Annotated in this window: 18 protein-coding genes; 15 read left to right on the forward strand and 3 right to left on the reverse strand. The window is 62.8% G+C overall.

The genetic code is table 11. From position 1 onward, the window contains the following. Nucleotides 1-23: 23 nt before the first annotated feature. Nucleotides 24-908 carry a flagellin gene (locus tag G7Y52_RS02390; protein ID WP_165065471.1) on the forward strand — a complete coding sequence of 295 codons (885 nt, stop codon included), beginning with the start codon at nt 24-26 and terminating at the stop codon, nt 906-908. On the opposite strand, the gene G7Y52_RS02395 is transcribed toward G7Y52_RS02390, so the two are convergent. Further along, nucleotides 901-1,140: a hypothetical protein gene (locus G7Y52_RS02395; RefSeq protein ID WP_165065473.1), complete on the reverse strand. Its 240-nt coding sequence runs from the start codon at nt 1,138-1,140 to the stop codon at nt 901-903. The two genes, G7Y52_RS02390 and G7Y52_RS02395, sit on opposite strands and share 8 nt — an antisense overlap. A gap of 62 nt (nt 1,141-1,202) precedes the next feature. Further along, nucleotides 1,203-1,733: an Hsp20/alpha crystallin family protein gene (locus G7Y52_RS02400; protein ID WP_165065476.1), complete on the reverse strand. Its 531-nt coding sequence runs from the start codon at nt 1,731-1,733 to the stop codon at nt 1,203-1,205. Nucleotides 1,734-2,210: 477 nt separating this feature from the next. Between G7Y52_RS02400 and G7Y52_RS02405 the strand changes: the two genes are divergently transcribed. Further along, nucleotides 2,211-3,098 (forward strand): flagellin, encoded by an 888-nt coding sequence (locus G7Y52_RS02405; protein ID WP_165065479.1) that lies wholly within the window; start codon nt 2,211-2,213, stop codon nt 3,096-3,098. A gap of 125 nt (nt 3,099-3,223) precedes the next feature. Here the strand turns inward: G7Y52_RS02405 and rimO are convergent, their stop codons facing one another. Then, nucleotides 3,224-4,555, reverse strand: coding sequence for a 30S ribosomal protein S12 methylthiotransferase RimO (gene rimO, locus G7Y52_RS02410; RefSeq protein ID WP_165065482.1), 1,332 nt, complete (start codon nt 4,553-4,555; stop codon nt 3,224-3,226). A gap of 346 nt (nt 4,556-4,901) precedes the next feature. Between rimO and G7Y52_RS02415 the strand changes: the two genes are divergently transcribed. From G7Y52_RS02415 to G7Y52_RS02475, 13 genes are all read left to right on the forward strand, one after another. After that, nucleotides 4,902-5,669, forward strand: coding sequence for a ribosome maturation factor RimP (locus G7Y52_RS02415; RefSeq protein ID WP_165065485.1), 768 nt, complete (start codon nt 4,902-4,904; stop codon nt 5,667-5,669). A gap of 51 nt (nt 5,670-5,720) precedes the next feature. Continuing rightward, nucleotides 5,721-7,061: a transcription termination factor NusA gene (nusA, locus tag G7Y52_RS02420; RefSeq protein ID WP_165065487.1), complete on the forward strand. Its 1,341-nt coding sequence runs from the start codon at nt 5,721-5,723 to the stop codon at nt 7,059-7,061. Nucleotides 7,062-7,348: 287 nt separating this feature from the next. Continuing rightward, a complete protein-coding gene (locus G7Y52_RS15560; protein WP_346773707.1) occupies nt 7,349-7,681 on the forward strand; it encodes a YlxR family protein in 333 nt (110 codons plus the stop codon). After that, nucleotides 7,674-10,610, forward strand: coding sequence for a translation initiation factor IF-2 (gene infB / locus G7Y52_RS02430; protein WP_165065490.1), 2,937 nt, complete (start codon nt 7,674-7,676; stop codon nt 10,608-10,610). The genes G7Y52_RS15560 and infB overlap by 8 nt, the downstream gene beginning before the upstream one ends. Before the next feature lie 525 nt (nt 10,611-11,135). After that, nucleotides 11,136-11,432 (forward strand): DUF503 domain-containing protein, encoded by a 297-nt coding sequence (locus tag G7Y52_RS02435; RefSeq protein ID WP_206214277.1) that lies wholly within the window; start codon nt 11,136-11,138, stop codon nt 11,430-11,432. After that, a complete protein-coding gene (locus tag G7Y52_RS02440; RefSeq protein WP_165065493.1) occupies nt 11,419-12,507 on the forward strand; it encodes a DHH family phosphoesterase in 1,089 nt (362 codons plus the stop codon). The genes G7Y52_RS02435 and G7Y52_RS02440 overlap by 14 nt, the downstream gene beginning before the upstream one ends. A gap of 258 nt (nt 12,508-12,765) precedes the next feature. Beyond that, nucleotides 12,766-13,719 (forward strand): tRNA pseudouridine(55) synthase TruB, encoded by a 954-nt coding sequence (gene truB / locus G7Y52_RS02445; RefSeq protein ID WP_165065526.1) that lies wholly within the window; start codon nt 12,766-12,768, stop codon nt 13,717-13,719. Nucleotides 13,720-13,750: 31 nt separating this feature from the next. After that, entirely contained in the window at nt 13,751-14,014 is a 264-nt protein-coding gene (gene rpsO / locus G7Y52_RS02450) for a 30S ribosomal protein S15 (protein WP_206214279.1), read from the forward strand. A gap of 260 nt (nt 14,015-14,274) precedes the next feature. Continuing rightward, the gene (gene pnp / locus G7Y52_RS02455) at nt 14,275-16,500 is read left to right on the forward strand and encodes a polyribonucleotide nucleotidyltransferase (protein WP_206215173.1); all 2,226 of its coding nucleotides are present in this window, start codon (nt 14,275-14,277) and stop codon (nt 16,498-16,500) included. Between the two features lie 75 nt (nt 16,501-16,575). Beyond that, entirely contained in the window at nt 16,576-17,625 is a 1,050-nt protein-coding gene (locus G7Y52_RS02460; protein ID WP_241159564.1) for a hypothetical protein, read from the forward strand. A gap of 140 nt (nt 17,626-17,765) precedes the next feature. After that, the gene (locus tag G7Y52_RS02465) at nt 17,766-18,224 is read left to right on the forward strand and encodes an NfeD family protein (RefSeq protein WP_165065503.1); all 459 of its coding nucleotides are present in this window, start codon (nt 17,766-17,768) and stop codon (nt 18,222-18,224) included. Nucleotides 18,225-18,280: 56 nt separating this feature from the next. Further along, a complete protein-coding gene (locus tag G7Y52_RS02470) occupies nt 18,281-19,228 on the forward strand; it encodes a stomatin-like protein (protein WP_165065506.1) in 948 nt (315 codons plus the stop codon). A gap of 46 nt (nt 19,229-19,274) precedes the next feature. Then, nucleotides 19,275-19,504 (forward strand): helix-turn-helix domain-containing protein (locus G7Y52_RS02475; RefSeq protein WP_165065509.1); only part of this gene is annotated, 230 nt, incomplete at its 3' end.

The following is a 19,504-nucleotide window of genomic DNA, read 5'->3' on the forward strand; positions in this document are numbered from 1 at the left end:
ATACAACATTCATGGAGGAATGTATGTATATCAATCACAATCAGATGGCCCAGAACGTGGGCAACACTCTCACATCCCACTACGGCAATTTGCAAACCTCAACCACCCGCCTGTCCACAGGCCTGCGGATCAATTCCGCTGCCGACGACGCCGCGGGCCTGGCCATCCGCGAGCTGATGCGCACGGACATCGCGGCCTTGCAGCAGGGCGTGCGCAACGCCAATGACGCCATTTCCCTCATTCAGACCGCCGACGGCGCCCTGGGCATCATCGACGAAAAGCTGACCCGCATGAAGGAACTGGCCGAACAGGCGGCCACCGGCACCTATGATTCCACCCAGCGTCTGATGATTGAATCCGAATATCAGGCCATGGCCTCGGAAATCACCCGAATCGCCAATGCCACGGATTTCAACGGCATTCATCTTTTGGACGGGAATCTCTCCAGCAACACGCACAACGGCTCCGGCATAACGTCCACCGGCAAGCTGAAGGTGCATTTCGGCACGGCCAACGACTCGGCGGAAGACTATTACTACATCCAGATCGGCACGAGCACGGCCTCGGCTCTTGGCGTGGGCAATCAGGCCGCAGCCACCTCCATGGCGCGCACGGTCTCCACCCAACAGGCCGCTCAGAAAGCCCTGGTGGGCCTGACCAACGCCGTGGTCTCCAAGGACAAGATCCGCGCCAATCTCGGCGCCTTGCAGCACCGTCTTGAGAACACCATTTCCAACCTGACCACCCAGGCCGAGAATCTGCAATCGGCGGAATCGCGCATCTCAGACGTGGACGTGGCCACGGAAATGACGCAGTTCGTACACAACCAGATTCTTACCCAATCGGCCGTGGCCATGCTTTCGCAGGCCAACAACATGCCCAAGCTGGCCTTGTCGCTGATCAGCTAGAGCAGATTACCTTTGACTTTTTATGAAAGTCAAAGGTGGCATTCAGGCGAAAAACGCGGTTTTCGCCTGAATGTACGCCGCGTTGCGGCGGCTGCCGCTTTCGCGTCAGCAGAGCATTTTCAAAGAGAAAATGCTCTGGGAAAACTTCGTGGCGGAGGGAGACAACCCCTGATCGAGCCCGCGGCAGGGGAGTGCCGCGGGCCCGGCAACATGCATTGCCTGATATGAACAAAAAGCCCCCGCCAGAACGGCGGGGGCTCGCGGGCCGGAGCGCTGGCCCGTGTGGAGGAGGATTTATTCCTTCACAATTTCTATGGATTTCGTCTGCGTTTCAGAGGTCGCCTTGCGCGGAATGGCAATATGCAGCACGCCGTTCTTGCAGCTTGCGGTGATGGCGTCCGTGTCGGCGTCCTCCGGCAGGGCCAGCACCCGCTGGAAGGAACCGTAAGCGCGTTCCAGCACATGCTGGTTTTTCTGATCCCCGCTGCTTTCCTGCTTTTTCTCGCCGGCAATGACCAGGGTGTTGTCGCGCACTTCCACCTTGACATTTTCAGGTTCCACGCCGGGCAGTTCCATGCTCAGCGCATAGGCTTTCTCATCGCTGGTCAGATCCAGACTGGGCAAAATATCGGCTTGAATTTTCTGCCGTCGCCAAAAAGGCAAAAAATCGTTCATGGCTTCCCACGGCGTAATCATGCCGTTGAGCATGCTCTGAAAGAATCCATCCCAATCATCACGTCCGGGCGTCACGGGCAGGTCGTCCTGACGTGGTGCGGCCCCACGCGGCCCAGACCAGCGACGGGGAAGCAAACGAAGATTATTCATAACTGACCTCCTGTGAAAAACATCTTATCCTATTAATAAGCATCCTCTTATTTACGTCAATAGCCTGTGGAAAAGTTTTCGCTCCTGCGCGCCACCGCACCCGCGTGTTTGTTTGTGCAAGGGCCGTCTTCTTTTTGACGGCGCTGCCCCGCCGTATGTTGCGGGAAAAGGCGGGCATGCGCTGCTCAGAGTATGGCCCCTTTTTGGCATAGATCCTGCTTTAGCAGGAGTGCAGGTTTTTTCAGGCATTTTTTGCCTCCCCTGACGCCACGAGTCAGGGCGAACAAGGGGTCAGCCCTTGTCGGCAGGGGCTGCGCGGGCCTGGTGCTTTCGGTTCTCACGCCGAAAAGGCAGGCAAGCGCATCGGGAACGTCACCATCAACCCTGCATGCGCAGGCATTGTGCGGCGGCAGTCCGCAAGGACGCGGGCGTGCAAAGTGCACCGCCGGGCACACAGCACATTCATGGAGGAATGTCATGTATATCAATCACAACCAAATGGCCACCAACGTCGCCAACACTCTGACGAGCCACTACGGCAATCTGCAAACCTCGACCGAGCGTCTGTCCACGGGCCTGCGGGTCAACTCCGCGGCCGACGACGCCGCGGGCCTGGCCATCCGCGAGCTGATGCGCACGGATATTGCGGCCTTGCAGCAGGGCGTGCGCAACGCCAATGACGCCATTTCCCTCATTCAGACCGCCGACGGCGCCCTGGGCATCATCGACGAAAAGCTGACCCGCATGAAGGAACTGGCCGAACAGGCGGCCACCGGCACTTATGATTCCACCCAGCGTCTGATGATTGAATCCGAATATCAGGCCATGGCCTCGGAAATCACCCGAATCGCCAATGCCACGGATTTCAACGGCATTCATCTTTTGGACGGGAATCTCTCCAGCAGCACGCACAACGGCGCCGGCATGACGGCCACCGGCAAGATGAAGATCCACTTCGGCACGGCCAACGACTCGGCGGAAGACTATTACTACATCCAGATCGGCACGAGCACGGCCTCGGCCCTGGGCGTGGGCAATCAGGCCGCAGCCACCTCCATGGCGCGCACGGTCTCCACGCAGGAGGCCGCTCAGAAGGCCCTGGTGGGCCTGACCAACGCCGTGGTCTCCAAGGACAAGATCCGCGCGCATCTGGGCGCGCTGCAGAACCGTCTGGAAAACACCATCTCCAACCTCACCACCCAAGCCGAAAACCTGCAATCGGCGGAATCGCGCATTTCCGATGTGGACGTGGCCACGGAAATGACCCAGTTCGTCCGCAACCAGATCCTCACCCAGTCGGCCGTGGCCATGCTTTCGCAGGCCAACAGCATGCCCAAGATGGCCATGCAGCTCATCGGCGGCTAACTCGGCTGAGGGCGTGCGCGGCACGCGAGAAACCGGATATCCCCGGAGGGCCTTGCCCTTCGGGGATATTTTTTGCGTCTTAGAGCAGATTACCTTTGACTTTTTATGAAAGTCACAGGTGGCATTCAGGCCAGGGCCGTGAGATCGTATTCCGTATTTTCCACAATATCGCACTCAAGAAGCGCGCCGGGCGCTACGCCGGGGCCGCTGACGTAGGTGATCCCGTCCACTTCGGGAGCCTGAAACCAGACGCGCCCCTGGTGCAGCCCCGGCCACTCCGGGTGTGGCGCGTCCACCAGCACCGGCAGGCGTTGCCCCAGCCGGGCGGCCAGATACGCCTCGCTGATCCCGGCCTGGATTTGCATGAGTGTTTCACGGCGGGCCTCTTTGATCTCCGGCGGCACCTGATCGGGCAGCGCCGCCGCAGGCGTGCCTTCTTCGGCCTGGTAGGCGAAAACGCCCAGATGCTGAAAGCGGGCTTCTTCCACAAAGCGGCAGAGGCTTTCAAAATGCGCCTCGCTTTCGCCCGGGTAGCCCACAATGAAGGTGGTGCGCAACGCGGCGTGCGGCAGTATGTCGCGCACCGTGTCGAGCACGCGCCGGGGATCACTGGCAAAGGGGCGGCCCATGCGGGAGAGCACTTCCGGGTGGGCATGTTGCAGGGGGATGTCCAGATACGGCAGGAGCGGCGGCCCGCAGGCCTTGATCAGGCGCAAAAGTTCCGGCGTGACGCCGCTGGGATACAAATACAGCAGCCGCAGCCAGGCCAGGCCATCAAGCCCGGCCAGGCGCTCCAGCAAGGACGCAAGGCCGCGCCCCGGCTCTTCCGGGCCGAAATCCGCGCCCCAGGAGGTCACGTCCTGGGCCACCAGAACAAGCTCGCGCACCCCCCGCGCCAGCAGATCCCGGGCCTCGGCCAGCAGGCTTTCGGCCCGCACGGATTTGAGCGCGCCCCTGATGGAGGGAATGGTGCAGAACGCGCAGGCATGGCGGCAACCTTCGCCGATCTTCAGCCAGGCATAGGATGGCCCGGTGGAAAGCAGGCGTCCGGAGCTGCCGCGCGGCGGCTCGGGCAGAGCCAGGGCGCGGGCCAGCAGGCGCGGCCAGTCCTCCAGGCGCGCGGTGGGCAGCCAGAGGTCCACCTCGGGCAACTCCCGGGCCAGGGTCTGCGCGCCGTAGCGGCCCACCATGCAGCCCGCCACGGCCAGCAGCGGCTTTTTTCGGCAGCGGGCCAGACGGTTGATGGCCTCCAGCACGGCCCGCACCGATTCACGCACTGCCGGCTCGATAAAGCCGCAGGTATTGATCAAAACCAGACGCGCGCGGCCCATCTGCGCAACGCTTTTGACAGGCAGGCCCAGAGAGCCCAGAAGGCGCTCGCTGTCCACGCGATTCTTGGGGCAGCCCAGGCTCAGGGACCAGACCGGCAGCGATTTTGGAGCTGATGTGTTTTGCATCTGCCCAGCTTATCGCGGCAGCCGCGCCTTGTCATCCCCTGCGCGCCCGGCCGCGCTAAACGCTCTACGCCATCTTTTCAACGGCGCAAAGGACATTTTTTTCGCCTTGATCGAAAATTTTTATGATTTACCGGGCTGGCGTCTTGACAAGTTCACTGCGTCTGGGCTACGAAAAACAAATTCAAGGCGGTGGGCGCTGGCGCGCCTGCCGTCGCATCCTGATGCGGGACGCATGTTCACAACGGGGTGGCCTGAATAGGCCCCCTTTTTTTTGTCCTCGCGGCCGGCCCGGCTGTTCCGGGCAAGGTGTCCGCAGCCAGCCGCCAGGGCTGCCGCCAAGGAAGATATGACCGAAAACGACCTCAAAAAAAATGTTATCCGCCTGGCCGAGCCCGTGGCCCGCTCTCTGGGGCTGATCATCTGGGGCGTGGAAATCAGCCGGGCCGGGCGCATGATCCTGCGGCTCTTTGTGGACGTGCCCCGGCTGGAGCAGGAGGCTGCGGCCCTCCAGGCCCGGCCCGACCGCGATCAGGCGCCCGTTGAGGCAGTTTTTTCGGCCCCGGCGCCCTCTGCCGCAACTTCTCCTGCCCCGGCTTCCCCCTGCTCGGCTTCCCCCTGCTCGGCTTCCATTGACCAGTGCGAGGAAATTTCGCGCCATCTGGCGCTTGCCCTGGAGGTGGAAGACATCATCCCCGAGGCCTATGTGCTGGAAGTTTCCACGCCCGGTCTCACGCGCACTTTTTTCAGTCTTGCGCAGATGCGCCCGTATCTGGGCGACATGCTGGAGGCCCGGCTGCATGCGCCTCTGGCTCCCCGGGGCAGGCATCCTGCCGCTGCGGACGATGCGGGGCGCAGGATCTGGCGCGGCAGGCTGGCGGCAGTAGAGGAGGACGGCTTTGTGCTTGAGCCGGCCCTGGTTTCGCCCGAGGGCGAGGTGCAGCCTGAGGATCTGCCGCCTGTGCGCCTGCCCTGGCAGGCCGTGCGCAAGGCCAGCCGCATGCATATTTTCTGCCGGCCCGGCAAACCCGGAAAAAAACCGGGCAAAAAGACCGGAAAAGCCGCCGGGGAAAAAACGGGCAAGAATATTGCCGCAATGGAAAACACGGCCGACTGATGTCGGCAGCAGCGATTTTGACGCCGCAACGCGCGGCGGACGGAGGCGACCATGAATCTTGAGCTCAAAAAGGCCATTGATCAGATCAGCAAGGACAAAGGCCTGGATCGCGACATGCTCATCGACACCCTGGAAGATGCCGTGCGCACTTCCGTGCTGCGCCGCTTCAGCGAAGATATGGACGTGGAAGTGACCTACAATGACGAGACAGGCGACATTGAGGTCTACCAGTTCAAAATCGTGGTGGAGGACGACGACGTGGCCAACGAGGATACCCAGATCGCCCTGGCTGACGCCCGTGAGCATGATCCTTCCGTGCAGCTCGACGACGAGATGGGCTTCAGGGTCAAAATCGAGGATCTGGGCCGCATTGCCGCGCAGTCCGCCAAGCAGGTGATCATCCAGCGCATGCGCGACGCCGAGCAGGAAATCATTTATGAGGAATACAAGGATCGCGTGGGCGAAATCGTCTCCGGCATCGTGCAGCGCCGCGACAAGGGCGGCTGGGTGATCAATCTGGGCCGCACCGAAGCCGTTCTGCCCCGCGAGGAGCAGATCCCGCGCGAGCATTACAAACGCAATGATCGCGTTCAGGCCCTGATTACCGAAGTGCGCAAGGAAGGCCGCGGCCCGCAGATCGTCATTTCCCGCGCGCACCGCGACTACATGGCCGCGCTCTTCCGCCGCGAGGTGCCCGAGGTGGACGACGGCGTGGTCCAGCTCATGGGCGTGGCCCGCGATCCCGGCTCCCGCGCCAAAGTGGCCGTGCTCTCGCGTGAGCGGGACGTGGACCCGGTGGGCGCCTGCGTGGGCGTGCGCGGCTCGCGCATCCAGAATATCGTGCAGGAGCTGCGCGGCGAGCGCATCGACATCGTGGTCTGGAGCCCGGATATTGCCACCTATGCCCGCAACGCCCTGGCTCCGGCCCTGGTTTCGCGCATCGTGGTGGATGAAGAGGAAAATCTTCTGGAAGTGATCGTGCCGGATGATCAGCTGACCAACGCCATCGGCCGCAAGGGCCAGAACGTCAAGCTGGCCGCGCGCCTCCTGGGCTGGAAAGTCGATATTTTCACCGAGACCCGCTACAACGAGGCCAATGCCATCGGCCACGGCCTTGAGCAGGTGGCCAGCGTGGCCGAAGTTTCCATAGAGGCCCTTCTGGAAGCGGGCTATTCCTCGCTGGACGCCCTGCGCTCGGCCAGCGACGAAGAACTGGCGGAAAAGCTGACCATCAGCGCCTCGCGGATCGCGGATCTGCGCTCGGCCATCAACTTCCTGGCGCCGGTGGTGGAAAGCACGCCGGAATCCTCGGCTGTGGAGCTCGGCAAAATCGGGCAGGAAACGGAAGAAAGCGCGCCGCAGGCCGCAGAAGCTGAGGATTCCGGAAAATAGAGCGTTTTGCTAATGAAATTAGCTAAACGCTCTGGCGACAGCGTTAGCTGGCGCCCGCGCCGGCGGTAGCCGTTAGCAAGCTTTGCTTGCTTGCGCCAGCCGTTGGCGAGTCTGCGAGCCTTACGGATGGCGACAGCGGTTTCGTTGCATGTTTTTTGTGGTAACTCATTGCTGTCTCCATCCGTAGCTTCCTTCGTCGCAACGGCTGAAGCCTGGACGCGAAATGATGGCAGCGTAGTGATTGAAAATGGATATTTTCAATCAGAAAATACTCTAAGGCTGTCGCAGTGAAACACGATTTTGTCGCAGACGGACCGGTGCGCATGTGCGTGATCTGCCGTCGGCGTTTTCCCAAAGCCGCGCTGACGCGCCATGTGCTGACGCCGCAGGGGAATTTGAGTATTGACCCGGAAAAAGCCAGACCTGGCAGGGGCTGGTATCTGTGTTCCGATCCTGTTTGCGCGTTGAAATTCGCAAAATACAGGCCCGGCGCACGGCGCGCGGCAGCCGTTATGCGGAAAACGCGCATTGCCCTGGCTGTTGCGGCGCAGCCGCTTGCAGAGAAGGACAGCAGAGACACGGATGGCGACAGCCTTGACAAGGGGGGTAAACATGCCTGAAGAAAAAGTCAAAATAAAGGATCTCCTCGGCGAGCTTGAAGTGCCGGCCAAGGATATGCTGCGCGCGCTGCGCGAGCTGGGCCTGCCCGCCAAAAGCACGGCTGGTTCCGTGTCCGTGGAGGATGCCGCGCGCCTGCGCGGACATTTCGCGGGCCAGAAACAGGGTGGCGTGGAGCGCACGGAAGTGCACCCCAACGTCATTGTGCGCCGTCGCCGCAGGGACGCCGCCCCGGCTGCCCAGGGCGAAGCCAATGCCGTTGCCGCGCGCCATGCCGCGGAAACGCCTCCGGCAACAGCCCCCACGCAGGAAGCTGCCCCGCCGACCTCCCGGGACAAGCCCCAGACAGCCGGCGTTGAGGCCGACGCCCCCGCAGTTCAGGCTGCGGCCGCCCAATCCCCGGATGTTCCACCGGCTGCCGGGGCAAAAGGCGAGCCCCGGACCACAGAGGCCGCGCCGCGGCCGCCCAGGCCCGCCCGTATCGTTACGGCAGCCCGGGTCATCAGCCGCCCCAACGAGGCGGCCCCGCGGTCGGAACCGGCCCCGGCCCCGCAGGCTGTTGCCGCGCCCGAGGCAAAGGCCGACGAGCCCCCGGCCGAAGCCCCGGAAAAAAGCGCCAAAACGACTTCCCGTCTGGCCCGGCCTGACGCTTCAGCCGTGCCCGAAGGCTCTTCCGCGCCCACCCTGCCCCCGCGCGCGGCCGAGCCCAAACACGAAGAAAATCCCGCACAGAGCGCCAATGAAACGGCCGATGCAGCCCCCCGCCGCTCCCCCCGGGCGGAAGCCGCGTCCGCGCCTCAGGTCCGGGTTATTTCCCGGCCTGCTCCGGGCGCGCCTTCACCGCGGAATGCCCGCCCGGCAGGCGCGCGGCCCGGCCCCGGCGGCCAACGCCCGGGCCGCCCCGGCGACAGCTCGCGACCGGCTCGCCCCGGGGGCTCCGGCGGCGCGCGGCCCGGCGGTTTCGGCCAGCCAGCGCCTGCGGCGCCCGCTGACGCCCGCGACGGCCAGAGCAAGAAAAAACGACTCAAGGGCCGTCGCACCGTTGACTTTCACCAGGGCGACTTTGGCCGCCGCCAGGATGACGACGACGCCCCGCGTCTGAACCGCGGCAAAGGCCGCCGCAAGAGCGGCAAAGCCGCGCCCGCGCCCCAGGCCACGCAGCCGTTGAAGGCCGCCAAACGCAAAATCCGCATCACCGAGGCCATCCGCGTGGCGGACATGGCCCATCAGATGGGCCTGAAGGCCAACGAAATCATCAAGGTGCTCTTCGGCCTGGGCGTAATGGCCACCATCAATCAATCCCTGGACATCGACACCGCTGCCCTGGTCGCTGCGGAGTTCGGCTACGAGGTGGAAAAAATCGGCTTCTCCGAGGACGATTACCTGCTTCCCAAGGACGCGGACGCGCCCGAAAGCCTCAAGCCGCGTCCGCCTGTGGTCACGATCATGGGCCATGTGGACCACGGCAAGACCTCGCTGCTGGACGCCATCCGCAAATCCAACGTGACCAGCGGCGAGGCGGGCGGCATTACCCAGCATATCGGCGCCTACCATGTGAAGACCAAGCGCGGGGAAATCGTCTTTCTGGACACGCCCGGCCACGAAGCCTTTACGGCCATGCGGGCGCGCGGCGCGCAGATCACGGATCTGGTCATCCTTGTGGTGGCTGCGGACGACGGCGTCATGGAGCAGACCCGCGAGGCCATCAACCACTCGCGCGCGGCCAACGTGCCGATCATGGTGGCCGTGAACAAGATGGACAAACCCGGCGCGGACCCGGATCGCGTGCTGCGCGAGCTGGCCGAGCTGGGCCTGCAGCCCGAAGCCTGGGGCGGCGATACCATTGTGGCCAAAGTTTCGGCCAAGACCCGCGAGGGCCTGGACGAGCTTCTGGAAATGGTGGCCCTGCAGTCGGAAATCATGGAGCTTACGGCCAACCCGGACAAAGCCGCGCGCGGCCACATTGTGGAAGCCAGGCTGGATAAGGGCCGCGGCCCCATAGCCACGGTGCTGATCCAGGAGGGCACGCTTAAACAGGGCGACAACTTTGTCTGCGGGCCTTTTTCCGGCCGCGTGCGCGCCCTGACCAACGATCAGGGCAAAAAGGTCAAGGAGGCCGGCCCTTCCCTGCCCGTGGAAGTGCAGGGTTTTGAAGGCGTGCCCGAGGCGGGCGAGGAATTTTTTGTGGTGGCCGACGAAAAGCTGGCCCGCCGCATTGCCGATTCCCGCGCGGCCAAACAGCGCGAGCGGGATCTGGCTTCCGAGTCCAGAGTCACGTTGGAGACCTTCCTTTCCCAGCGCGCCTCGGATCAGGAAACCCTGACCCTCAACCTGGTTGTCAAGGCCGATGTGCAGGGCAGCCTGGAAGCCATTACCGAAGCCCTGAACAAGCAGAGCACGGATAAAGTGCGGCTGCATGTGGTGCATGGCGGCGCAGGCGCGATCACGGAATCCGACATCCTGCTGGCCTCGGCCTCCCAGGCGATCATTATCGGCTTCAACGTGCGGCCCACAGCCAAAATCAAGGACGTGGCGGAACACGAAAACGTGGATATCCGCTTCTATGACATTATTTACAAACTGGTGGACGACATCAAGAGCGCCATGACCGGCATGCTTGCCCCGGTGCAGCGCGAGGTCTATCTGGGCCAGGCCGAAGTGCGCGAAACCTTCAGCGTGCCCAGGGTCGGCGTCATTGCCGGTTCGTATGTGGCGGACGGCAAAATCGCCCGCAACGCGGGCGTGCGGCTTTTGCGCGACGGCGTGGTGGTGTACACCGGCAAGATCTCGTCCCTCAAGCGTTTCAAGGACGATGCCAGGGAAGTGGTCAAGGGCAATGAATGCGGCGTGGGCCTTGAGAACTTCAACGACGTGAAGGTCGGCGACATCATCGAGGCTTTTGAAACTGTGGAGGAGGCTGCCACACTGTAGGCCAGTCGTTGCGCAGGCGGCGCTGCACGGCTCTGCTGTCGCCATCCGTACGGCTCGAAGACTCGCCTACGGCTGCCGCATCGAGGCTTTTGAAACTGTGGAGGAGGCTGCCACACTGTAGCGGCAGAGGCCAAAGCCGGGTTTTGGCCTGGCTTTGAGCCGCCGGAGTATACGACGAAAAACAGCCTTTTTTACGCCGGCTGCGTCAGCAAAGCATTTTTGCTGCTCACGTACTTGAGTACGCTGCGCGCAAAAATGTTTTGCTTCCTTGCCGGCGCGAAAAAAATCTTATTTTTGCCGCATTCTCCCGGCCCTGCCACCCGCCCTGCGGCGGGACAGAGGAGGCTGACGCTCAATGATCCCAAGAAATAGACTCGCCGGTAACTCTGATATGCCACGGATCTTCTTTCAGTATTGAACGTCGCTGCCTTTGCTCCGCCGGCGCGAAGCAAAGGCGGATAGCTTGTGCCGGAGTATGCGGCAAAGAAAACAACTGCCCCAAGCCGGGGCCAAGGCACAGTTTTTATGCCCCTGTTCATGGCGGTACTGACCGTTGAATTCAGCCTGGACGGCAACGACAATCTCAAGGCCAAACGCCGGGTCGCCAACAGCCTGAAACAAAAAACCCGCAACAAGTTCAACGTGGCCATTGCCGAGGCAGGCACCGAGGATAGTCTCACCCGCCTGCGTCTGGCCGTGGCCTCCATTTCCAACAGCGAGACGCATCTGCGCAGCCGCATGGACAAATGCGCCCTGATGATGGAAGCGATCTGCCCCGAGGAAATGGTGGACAGCCAGGTGGAAATCTATGCCGCAGACTGATCTGATCCCCGCGAGCTTTATGGCGGGCGCGCAACGCATGGCCCGGGTTCTGAGCGGGCTTGATCGCGTGCTGATTTCCGGCCATGTCAATCCCGACGGCGACGCCGCGGGCTCGCTGGCCGCGGCCGGGCTGATTCTGCGCTCTCTCGGCAAGGAATTCGTACTCTACAGCAGCACAGGCCTGCCGCAGTATCTCAATTTTTTCCCCTTGCCCGGCGCCATCCACACCAGCCTTGAACGCTTGCCCTTCCAGCCCCAAAGCGCCCTGCTTCTGGACTGCGGCGAGCCGCACCGCCTGGGCCGGGAGCTGGCCGGGCGTCTGCCCGCTCTGGCAAGCGTGAACATCGATCACCATCTGGGCGGAAACGGCATGGGCAGCCTGGCCAACTGGGTGGAGCCCGCAGCGGCGGCCACCGCGCAACTCATGGCCTATGTGGCCCTGGCCGCGGGCCTGCCGCTCAAGGAGGGCCTGGCCGATGCCGTGGCTTTGGGCGTCATAACGGATACAGGCGGCTTCTGCCACGGCAGCACCAGCGCGGACGTGCTCTTTCTCTGCGCCGCTCTGGTGGCGGACGGCTGCGATCTCACCGGCCTGCGCCAACACCTGGAAAACAACTGGAGTCCGGGCAGGATGCGCCTGTGGGGACGGCTCATGGAGCGCGCGCGGCTGACGCGGGGCGGCAGCGTGGCTTTCTGCCGGGTGCTGCTGGAAGATCTGGCCCAATGCCAGGCCTGTAAAGAGGACTTGGAAGGCTTTGTGGAGCAGTTGCGGCGTTTGCGCGGGGTCAGGGTGGCCGCGCTCTTGCGCGAGGAAGGCCCGCAGCTCTGCAAATTCAGCCTGCGTTCTTATGGGAACACTGACGTGCGGGGCACGGCCGCGCTGCTGGGCGGCGGCGGCCACTTCAACGCCGCGGGCGGCACATTGCGGCTGACGCCGGATCAGGCGGAAAAGGCGTTGCTGGCCGCCGTGGAGCGGCAATTGAACGAGGCAGAGGCGGCCGCGCCTCTGCCCTCGCTGCCCGGATGCGGGCAAGATCTTGTCCCGTCAAGCGACCCTGGAGCGGATTACCTTTGACTTTTTATGAAAGTCAAAGGTGGCATTCAGGCGAAAAACGCGGTTTTCACCTGAATGTACGCCGAGTTGCGGCGGCTGCCGCTTTCGCGTCAGCAGAGCATTTTCAAAGAGAAAATGCTCTGCTGTTCAGAGGCGTCTGCCCTGCATGGCGCTCTGATACTTTTTGACTTCCCCTCCCAGTACGGCTATGGTTGCAACTTGCGTATGATGAAACACAACGCGGCGACTCAGACAAGCGCAGGCAGCACTGCCCGGGACATGGCGCGCGAGAGCGGCCCTCAGGCCGCGCGTTTGCCGCAACTGCCCCAATTACATGGGGTACTGGTGCTGAACAAGCCCTCCGGCCCCACCTCGGCCCGGTGTCTGACGGCCCTCAAGCGTCTGGGGCAGAAAAAAATCGGTCATGCAGGAACCCTGGACCCGCTGGCCTCGGGCGTGCTGCTGGTTTTGCTGGGGCAGGCCACCAAGCTTTCATCCCATTTGCTGGCAGGCGGCGGCAAGATTTACAGCGGCATTTTACGCCTGGGGCAGACCACCGACACCTGGGACAGCCAGGGCACGGTAGTGGCCGAAGCCCCGTGGGAGCACATCAGCGCGGAAGACGCCCGCCGCGAGATCGCCCTCTGGCGGGAAATGCGCGAGCAGCCTGTGCCGCCCTATTCGGCGGCCAAGCATGAGGGGCAGCCTTTGTACAAGCTGGCCCGCAAAGGCGCCGCGGCTCCGGCCAAGATCAAACGCATGGAAATTTCACAGGCGGACACGCTCGACGTGAGCCTGCCGTTTGTGCGCTTTCGGGTCGCTTGCAGTTCCGGCACCTATATACGCTCCCTGGCCCACAGCTTGGGGATGCGCCTTGGGTGCGGAGCCGTGCTCACGGAACTGACCCGGGAGTACAGCCACCCCTTCGGCCTGGACGTGGCCTGCGATCTGCAGGAAGTCACGGCCGATCCCGCCCTGCTGGCCGCCAGCCTGCGCCCCATTGCCGAGGCGTTGCCGCACTGGCCCAGGGTGGAGCTCACGCCGGAGGAAGCTCTGCGCGTGCGCAACGGCATGGCCGTGCCCTGCCGCTCGCGGCCCCTGACCGGGCCAATGGCGGAAAACGGACATGAATCGGCGCTGCTGCTGCACAGGGGCGAAGCCCTGGCGCTGGCGCAGCGCGCGGATTCGCCCGGGGGGCACTGCTGGACCGTGTTGCGGGGGCTTTGGAAGTAACTTTATCCTGGTAAGGAGAACTGCTGTGGTCATGGATGCGGCTCAGAAAAAAGCGGTCATTGACGCCCACGCCAAACACGAGGGTGATACGGGCTCCCCGGAAGTTCAGGTGGCTTTGCTCACCGCGCGCATTGAGGGCCTGACCGGGCACTTCAAAGTGCACAAAAAAGATTTTCACTCCCGCACCGGTCTGCTCAAACTCGTGGGCCAGCGCCGCAAGATCCTGAACTATCTGAAAAAGAAAGATATTCAGCGATATCGCGGCCTTATTGAAAAGCTGGGCTTGCGCAAGTAATTTCAGGTACAGGCGGGGGAGCGGCGGCGCTCCCCCTTGCCGCATTCTGGGCCAAAGCCCGCATGCGGTCTGATGGCGACGCTCCCAAGCGGAGCACAAACGCGAGATGAAGGGGGGTCCGGGAAAATCAGGCAAAGGAGCGCGTGCCCGCGGCAGGCCGTCGGCGCATCCGGCGGCGCGGACGCCACGCAGCCGCGTTCGTCTTTTTGTGCCCGATTTTGCCGGAATCCCCTTCCACGAGCAAAGGATTCACTCACATGTTGCAGGATATTTTCAATCCCACCAGGATCACAGCCCAGGTGGGCGGCAGGGAAATCATCTTTGAGGTCGGGCGGCTGGCCAATCAGGCCGACGGCGCGGTCTGGGTGCAGTGCGGGGGCACGGTGGTGCTGGTCACTGTCTGCTCCCAGCCTCTGGAGTTCGACAAGGGCTTTTTCCCGCTCACCGTGGAATATTCCGAAAAAATGTACGCGGCCGGGCGCATTCCCGGCAGTTTCTTCCGCCGCGAGATCGGCCGCCCCTCGGAGCGCGAAACCCTGGTTTCGCGGCTGATCGACCGGCCCATCCGGCCGCTTTTCCCCAAGGGCCTCAAGGAAGACGTGCAGGTGCTGGCCAGCGTGATCTCCGCGGATCAGGAGAACGAGTCCGACGTGCTGGCCCTGACCGGCGCGTCCGCGGCCCTGATGCTTTCCTCCCTGCCCTTTGAAGGGCCGGTGGCGGGCGGGCGCATCGGCCGGGTGAACGGGCAGTTTGTGCTCAATCCCTCCTTTGAGCAGCAACAGCAGAGCGATCTGAACATCATTTTCGCGGCCTCGCGCGACGCCCTGACCATGGTGGAAGGCGACGCGCGCTTTTTGCCCGAAGACGTGATTATTGAGGCTCTGGAATGGGGCCGCAAAGAAATCCAGCCCCTGATCGACGCCCAAATGCAATTGCGCGAACGCTGCGGCAAGCCGAAAATGGCCTTCACCCCGCACGAGGATGATCCGGCCCTTCTGGCGCGTGTGCGGGAACTGGCCATGCAGGCCGGCATTGAAGAGGCTTTGCGCGTGCCTGACAAGCTGCCGCGCAAGGAGGCCCGCAAGGCCGTGAAGGAAAAGGTGCTGGAGGCGCTCAAGGCCGATCCGGCCTGGGCCGAAAATGAAGACGCCCTGCAAAACGTGGGCGAGATCATCGGCGATCTGGAAAAGAAGCTGGTGCGCGCGCGCATCGTCAACGAGGGCACGCGCATTGACGGCCGCGACACCAGGAGCGTGCGGCCCATTCAGATCCAGACCGGCGTGCTGCCCAGGGCGCACGGCTCGGCGCTTTTCCGCCGCGGCGAGACCAAATCCCTGGTCATCACCACCCTGGGCTCCTCCACGGACGAGCAACGCATGGACTCCCTGACCGGCGACGTGACCAAACGCTTCATGCTGCACTACAACTTCCCGCCGTATTGCGTGGGCGAAGTCAAAGCGGTGCGCATCTCGCGCCGCGAGATCGGGCACGGCGCCCTGGCTGAGAAATCCCTGCGGCCCATTCTCCCGGCGGATACGGATTTCCCCTTTACCGTGCGGGTGGTGGCCGAAACCATGGAATCCAACGGCTCCTCTTCCATGGCCGCGGTCTGCGGCGGCTCGCTCTCCCTGATGGACGCCGGGGTGCCGGTCAGCGCGCCTGTGGCCGGCGTGGCCATGGGCCTGATCAAAGAAGGCGACCAGTTCGTGGTGCTTACCGACATCCTGGGCGATGAAGACGCGCTCGGCGACATGGATTTCAAGATCGCGGGCACGGCCGACGGGGTGACCGGCGTGCAGATGGACATCAAGATCACCGGCCTGACCACGGACATCATGCGCACGGCCATGCAGCAGGCCCGCGAAGGCCGCCTGCACATACTGGCCGAAATGGCCAAGGCCCTGGAAGGCCCGCGCAAGGAGCTTTCGCGCTACGCGCCGCAACATGCCGAGCTTTTTGTGAATCCGGACATCATCCGGCTGATCATCGGCCCGGGCGGCAAGAACATCAAGGCCATCACCGCGGCCACCGGCGCTTCCGTGGATATCGAGGATTCCGGCCGGGTCTCCATTTTCGCGCCCACGGCCGAGGCCCTGGAAAAAGCCCGCGAAATGGTTTCCTACTATGACCAGAGGCCGGATATCGGCAAAAACTACCTGGCCAAGGTGCGCAAGGTCATGGAAATCGGGGCCATTGTGGAAGTGCTGCCCAATGTGGAAGCCCTGGTGCATGTCTCCCAGCTGGACGTGAACCGCGTGGAACAGCCCGGCGACGTGGCGCGTCTGGGCGAGGACATGCTGGTCAAGGTCATTGAGATCAACGGCGATCGCATCCGCGCCAGCCGCAAGGCCGTGCTCCTGGAAGAGCAGGGCCATCCCTGGAATCCCGAAGAAACGGCCCGCCCGCCGCGTTCCGACCGCGGGGACAGGGGCGATCGCGGCGGGCGCGACCGGCGCGGCCGCCCGGATCGCGGGGACCGTCGCTGAGCCGACACAATACGCTTGTCCCGGCCTTTCCCGTTTTTGGGGAAGGCCGGGCGCAACCTTGCAGGAAGCTTCCTTATGCCCAAAAAAAATACAGAAACACTGCCCACTGCAACTCCTGCCGACCGGATTGAAGAGGACGGGAGCAAAAACACGGCAGCCGCCACAGCGCCCACGCCCCCCGGCCCGGCTCGCTCTGTGCGGACTGCCGACGTTGACGGCAAAGCCCCGGAGGCACGCCAACCCACGCCCGAGGAGCTGGAAGCCATGCTCCAGGGCAAAAACCGCAGCCATTTTGAAGGCCTTGGCGATGCCTGGGCCGTGCTCACCGGCCAGAATCCCGCGGCGATCATGCCCCAGATTGTGGGCACCATCATGCACGAGGGCGGCACGCGCCCTTCCTGGCAATGGAAGCGCAACGGCAAAGATCATGTGCTGCTGGCCTGGCCCAAGGATCAGCCGGTGCGCGCCTCCCTGCTGGTCCGCGGCGCGGAAGGCGAAAAACTCGCGCCGGTCACGGCCGTGCCCTTGCTGGACGGCCTGCCCAACGATCTGACCGTGGAAGAGGTGCACCCCTGGCAGAGCGGCGTGGAAGCCAATGTGGCCGTCAGCATGATCCAGGGCAAGAATCCCATGTGGTTTTTTGATCCTCTGTATGGCCGGGATTACGAGGATCTGACGCCCGGCATCACCCACACTTTTTTGCTGGCAGGTCTGGCCTACGGCCTGCGCAAAGCGCTGCTGGATCAGGTGACCATCACCCAGGGCCCGCGCTATGAGGCGTACGCCCAGGCCTGGCTGGAGGAAAATCCCGGCAAAAGCCGTCTGGACGTGCCGCCCCTGAAAGTCGCTGTTACAGGCCGTCATCTGATCATGCCCGGTCGCCACTTTTGCGAATACCAGATGCGCGCCGCCGTGGAAGAAGTGGAGGACTGCCAACTGGAAAAAATGCCGGTGAAGCTGCTGTATCTGAGCTTTCCCTTTGAAAACCGCGCGCCGCTGCGCCTGCCGGTCTATGCCTCCAAAATGGTCCTGGGCGAGTATGTGCCGGAAAAAGGCCAGGAAGTGGACGCCTATGTGTGGCTGCAAGGCCGGATCATCGACATGGACCAAGGCCCGCAGCAATAGAGCGGTTTGCTCATGAAATTAGAGCATTTTTTGATTGAACATATTTTTTTTCAATCAAAAAATGCTCTGGAGCGGCTGCCTTGCGCCGCGCCCGGCACCGCGGGCGGCACGCCGTGCGTCTGCGCACGCGGAGGTGAATCATGAATCCGTCCCTGCTCTGGTTTTTGCTGGGCATTGCCTTTTTGCTGGCCGAGCTGGCGACGCCCACCACTGTGCTGCTCTTTTTCGGCGTCGGGGCCTGGGCCGCGGCTGCGGTCGCGCTGCTGGGCCTGACCACAGGCTGGCAGCTGGCCGCCTTCATGGCGGTTTCCCTGCTCACCCTGATTTTTCTGCGCCGTCATTTGCGCGCCGTATTCGGCGGCCGTTCGCACAAAGCCGCTCCGGAAAACAGCCAGCAGGGCCATCCCCTTTCCGGTCGTCAGGGCATTGTCAGCAAGGCGCTGCATCCCGGCCAAATGGGCGAGGTGAGCATTGACGGCAGTTTCTGGCGCGCCGTGGCGCAAAGCGAAATCCCCCAGGGGCGGCCGGTGCGCGTGCTGGGCACTTTGCCCGCTGATGCCCTGGTTCTGCGGGTCGCGCCCCTGGAAGAGAACGAATAAGCGCTCCGTGCGTTTCGCGCTCCGGCGTGACGATCCCGGAGCCGGAGGAATACTCTATGGAATTCATCAATCATTTCGGCTGGCTCTTTCTGCTGGCCGTGCTGGTGATCATTGTTCTGATCAAAACAGCCGTGGTGGTGCCCAACCAGTCCGCCTTCGTGGTGGAACGCCTGGGCAAATTTCACAAGGTGCTCTACGCCGGTTTTCACCTTCTGGTGCCCTTTGTGGATGTGACGGCCTACAAGCGCAGCCTCAAGGAGCAGGTGCTGGACGTGCCCAAGCAGACCTGCATCACCCGCGACAATGTGAGCGTGGACATTGACGGCGTGCTCTACCTCCAGGTGATCACGCCGGAAAAATCCGCCTACGGCATTTCGGACTACGAATGGGGCGCCATCCAACTGGCCCAGACCTCCTTGCGCTCGGTCATCGGCAAGCTGGAACTGGACAAGACCTTTGAGGAGCGCACCCGGATCAACCAGGAAGTGGTGGAAGCCCTGGACGCGGCCACCGCGCCGTGGGGCGTCAAGGTGCTGCGCTACGAAATCCGGGACATCACGCCCCCGTCCACGGTTATGGAAGCCATGGAAAAGCAGATGCGCGCCGAACGCGAAAAGCGCGCCACCATTGCCGAATCCGAAGGCGAGATGCAGTCCCAGATCAACCGCGCCGAAGGCGCCAAGGCCGCGGCCATCGCCCAGTCCGAGGGCCAGAAGCAGGCCATGATCAATCAGGCCGAAGGCGAGGCCGCCCAGATCCGCACGGTTGCCACGGCAACCGCGGAAGGGCTCAGGATTGTGGGCGATCAACTGGGCAACGACGGCGTGGCCGCGGCCCAGCTCCGCCTGGCCGAGGCCTACATCAGCGAGTTCGGCAAGCTGGCCAAACAGGGCAACAGCCTGATCATACCGGCTGACGTGGCCGATGCGGCGGGCATGGTGGCAACCATGACCAAGATCATCAAGCCCGGTCAGGGCTTGTCTTCCGAAAGGCGTACGAGCTAGAGCAATTTGACTTTTATTTTATTTAAAAATCGTTTAGATTGCAGAGATGAAATTTGCATCTGAAGAAATCCGAACCAAGGCTGTTCATGCGTATCTTGATGGAAAAGCAACAGCCAGGCAATTGGCAGATATTTTAGGTTATACCCCGGCTAGCATCTGCAATTGGGTCAGAGCTTACCGTGAAAACCAACGATTATCAGCCAAACCCAATGGCCATCGCCCAAGTTGTTTCTCATGCGAGGAGATTCGGGAATTGCAAGCCCTTCTTGATAAAAA

It is taken from the genome of Desulfovibrio sp. ZJ200 (genome assembly GCF_011039095.1).
GTDB lineage: Bacteria > Desulfobacterota > Desulfovibrionia > Desulfovibrionales > Desulfovibrionaceae > Desulfovibrio.

Coding starts and splice junctions, on each gene's coding strand:
- G7Y52_RS02390 (WP_165065471.1), top strand. CDS start 24: ATGTATATCAATCACAATCAGATGGCCCAGAACGTGGGCAACACTCTC.
- G7Y52_RS02400 (WP_165065476.1), bottom strand. CDS start 1,733: ATGAATAATCTTCGTTTGCTTCCCCGTCGCTGGTCTGGGCCGCGTGGG.
- G7Y52_RS02405 (WP_165065479.1), top strand. CDS start 2,211: ATGTATATCAATCACAACCAAATGGCCACCAACGTCGCCAACACTCTG.
- rimO (WP_165065482.1), bottom strand. CDS start 4,555: ATGCAAAACACATCAGCTCCAAAATCGCTGCCGGTCTGGTCCCTGAGC.
- G7Y52_RS02415 (WP_165065485.1), top strand. CDS start 4,902: ATGACCGAAAACGACCTCAAAAAAAATGTTATCCGCCTGGCCGAGCCC.
- nusA (WP_165065487.1), top strand. CDS start 5,721: ATGAATCTTGAGCTCAAAAAGGCCATTGATCAGATCAGCAAGGACAAA.
- infB (WP_165065490.1), top strand. CDS start 7,674: ATGCCTGAAGAAAAAGTCAAAATAAAGGATCTCCTCGGCGAGCTTGAA.
- G7Y52_RS02435 (WP_206214277.1), top strand. CDS start 11,136: ATGCCCCTGTTCATGGCGGTACTGACCGTTGAATTCAGCCTGGACGGC.
- G7Y52_RS02440 (WP_165065493.1), top strand. CDS start 11,419: ATGCCGCAGACTGATCTGATCCCCGCGAGCTTTATGGCGGGCGCGCAA.
- truB (WP_165065526.1), top strand. CDS start 12,766: ATGGCGCGCGAGAGCGGCCCTCAGGCCGCGCGTTTGCCGCAACTGCCC.
- rpsO (WP_206214279.1), top strand. CDS start 13,751: ATGGATGCGGCTCAGAAAAAAGCGGTCATTGACGCCCACGCCAAACAC.
- G7Y52_RS02460 (WP_241159564.1), top strand. CDS start 16,576: ATGCCCAAAAAAAATACAGAAACACTGCCCACTGCAACTCCTGCCGAC.
- G7Y52_RS02465 (WP_165065503.1), top strand. CDS start 17,766: ATGAATCCGTCCCTGCTCTGGTTTTTGCTGGGCATTGCCTTTTTGCTG.
- G7Y52_RS02470 (WP_165065506.1), top strand. CDS start 18,281: ATGGAATTCATCAATCATTTCGGCTGGCTCTTTCTGCTGGCCGTGCTG.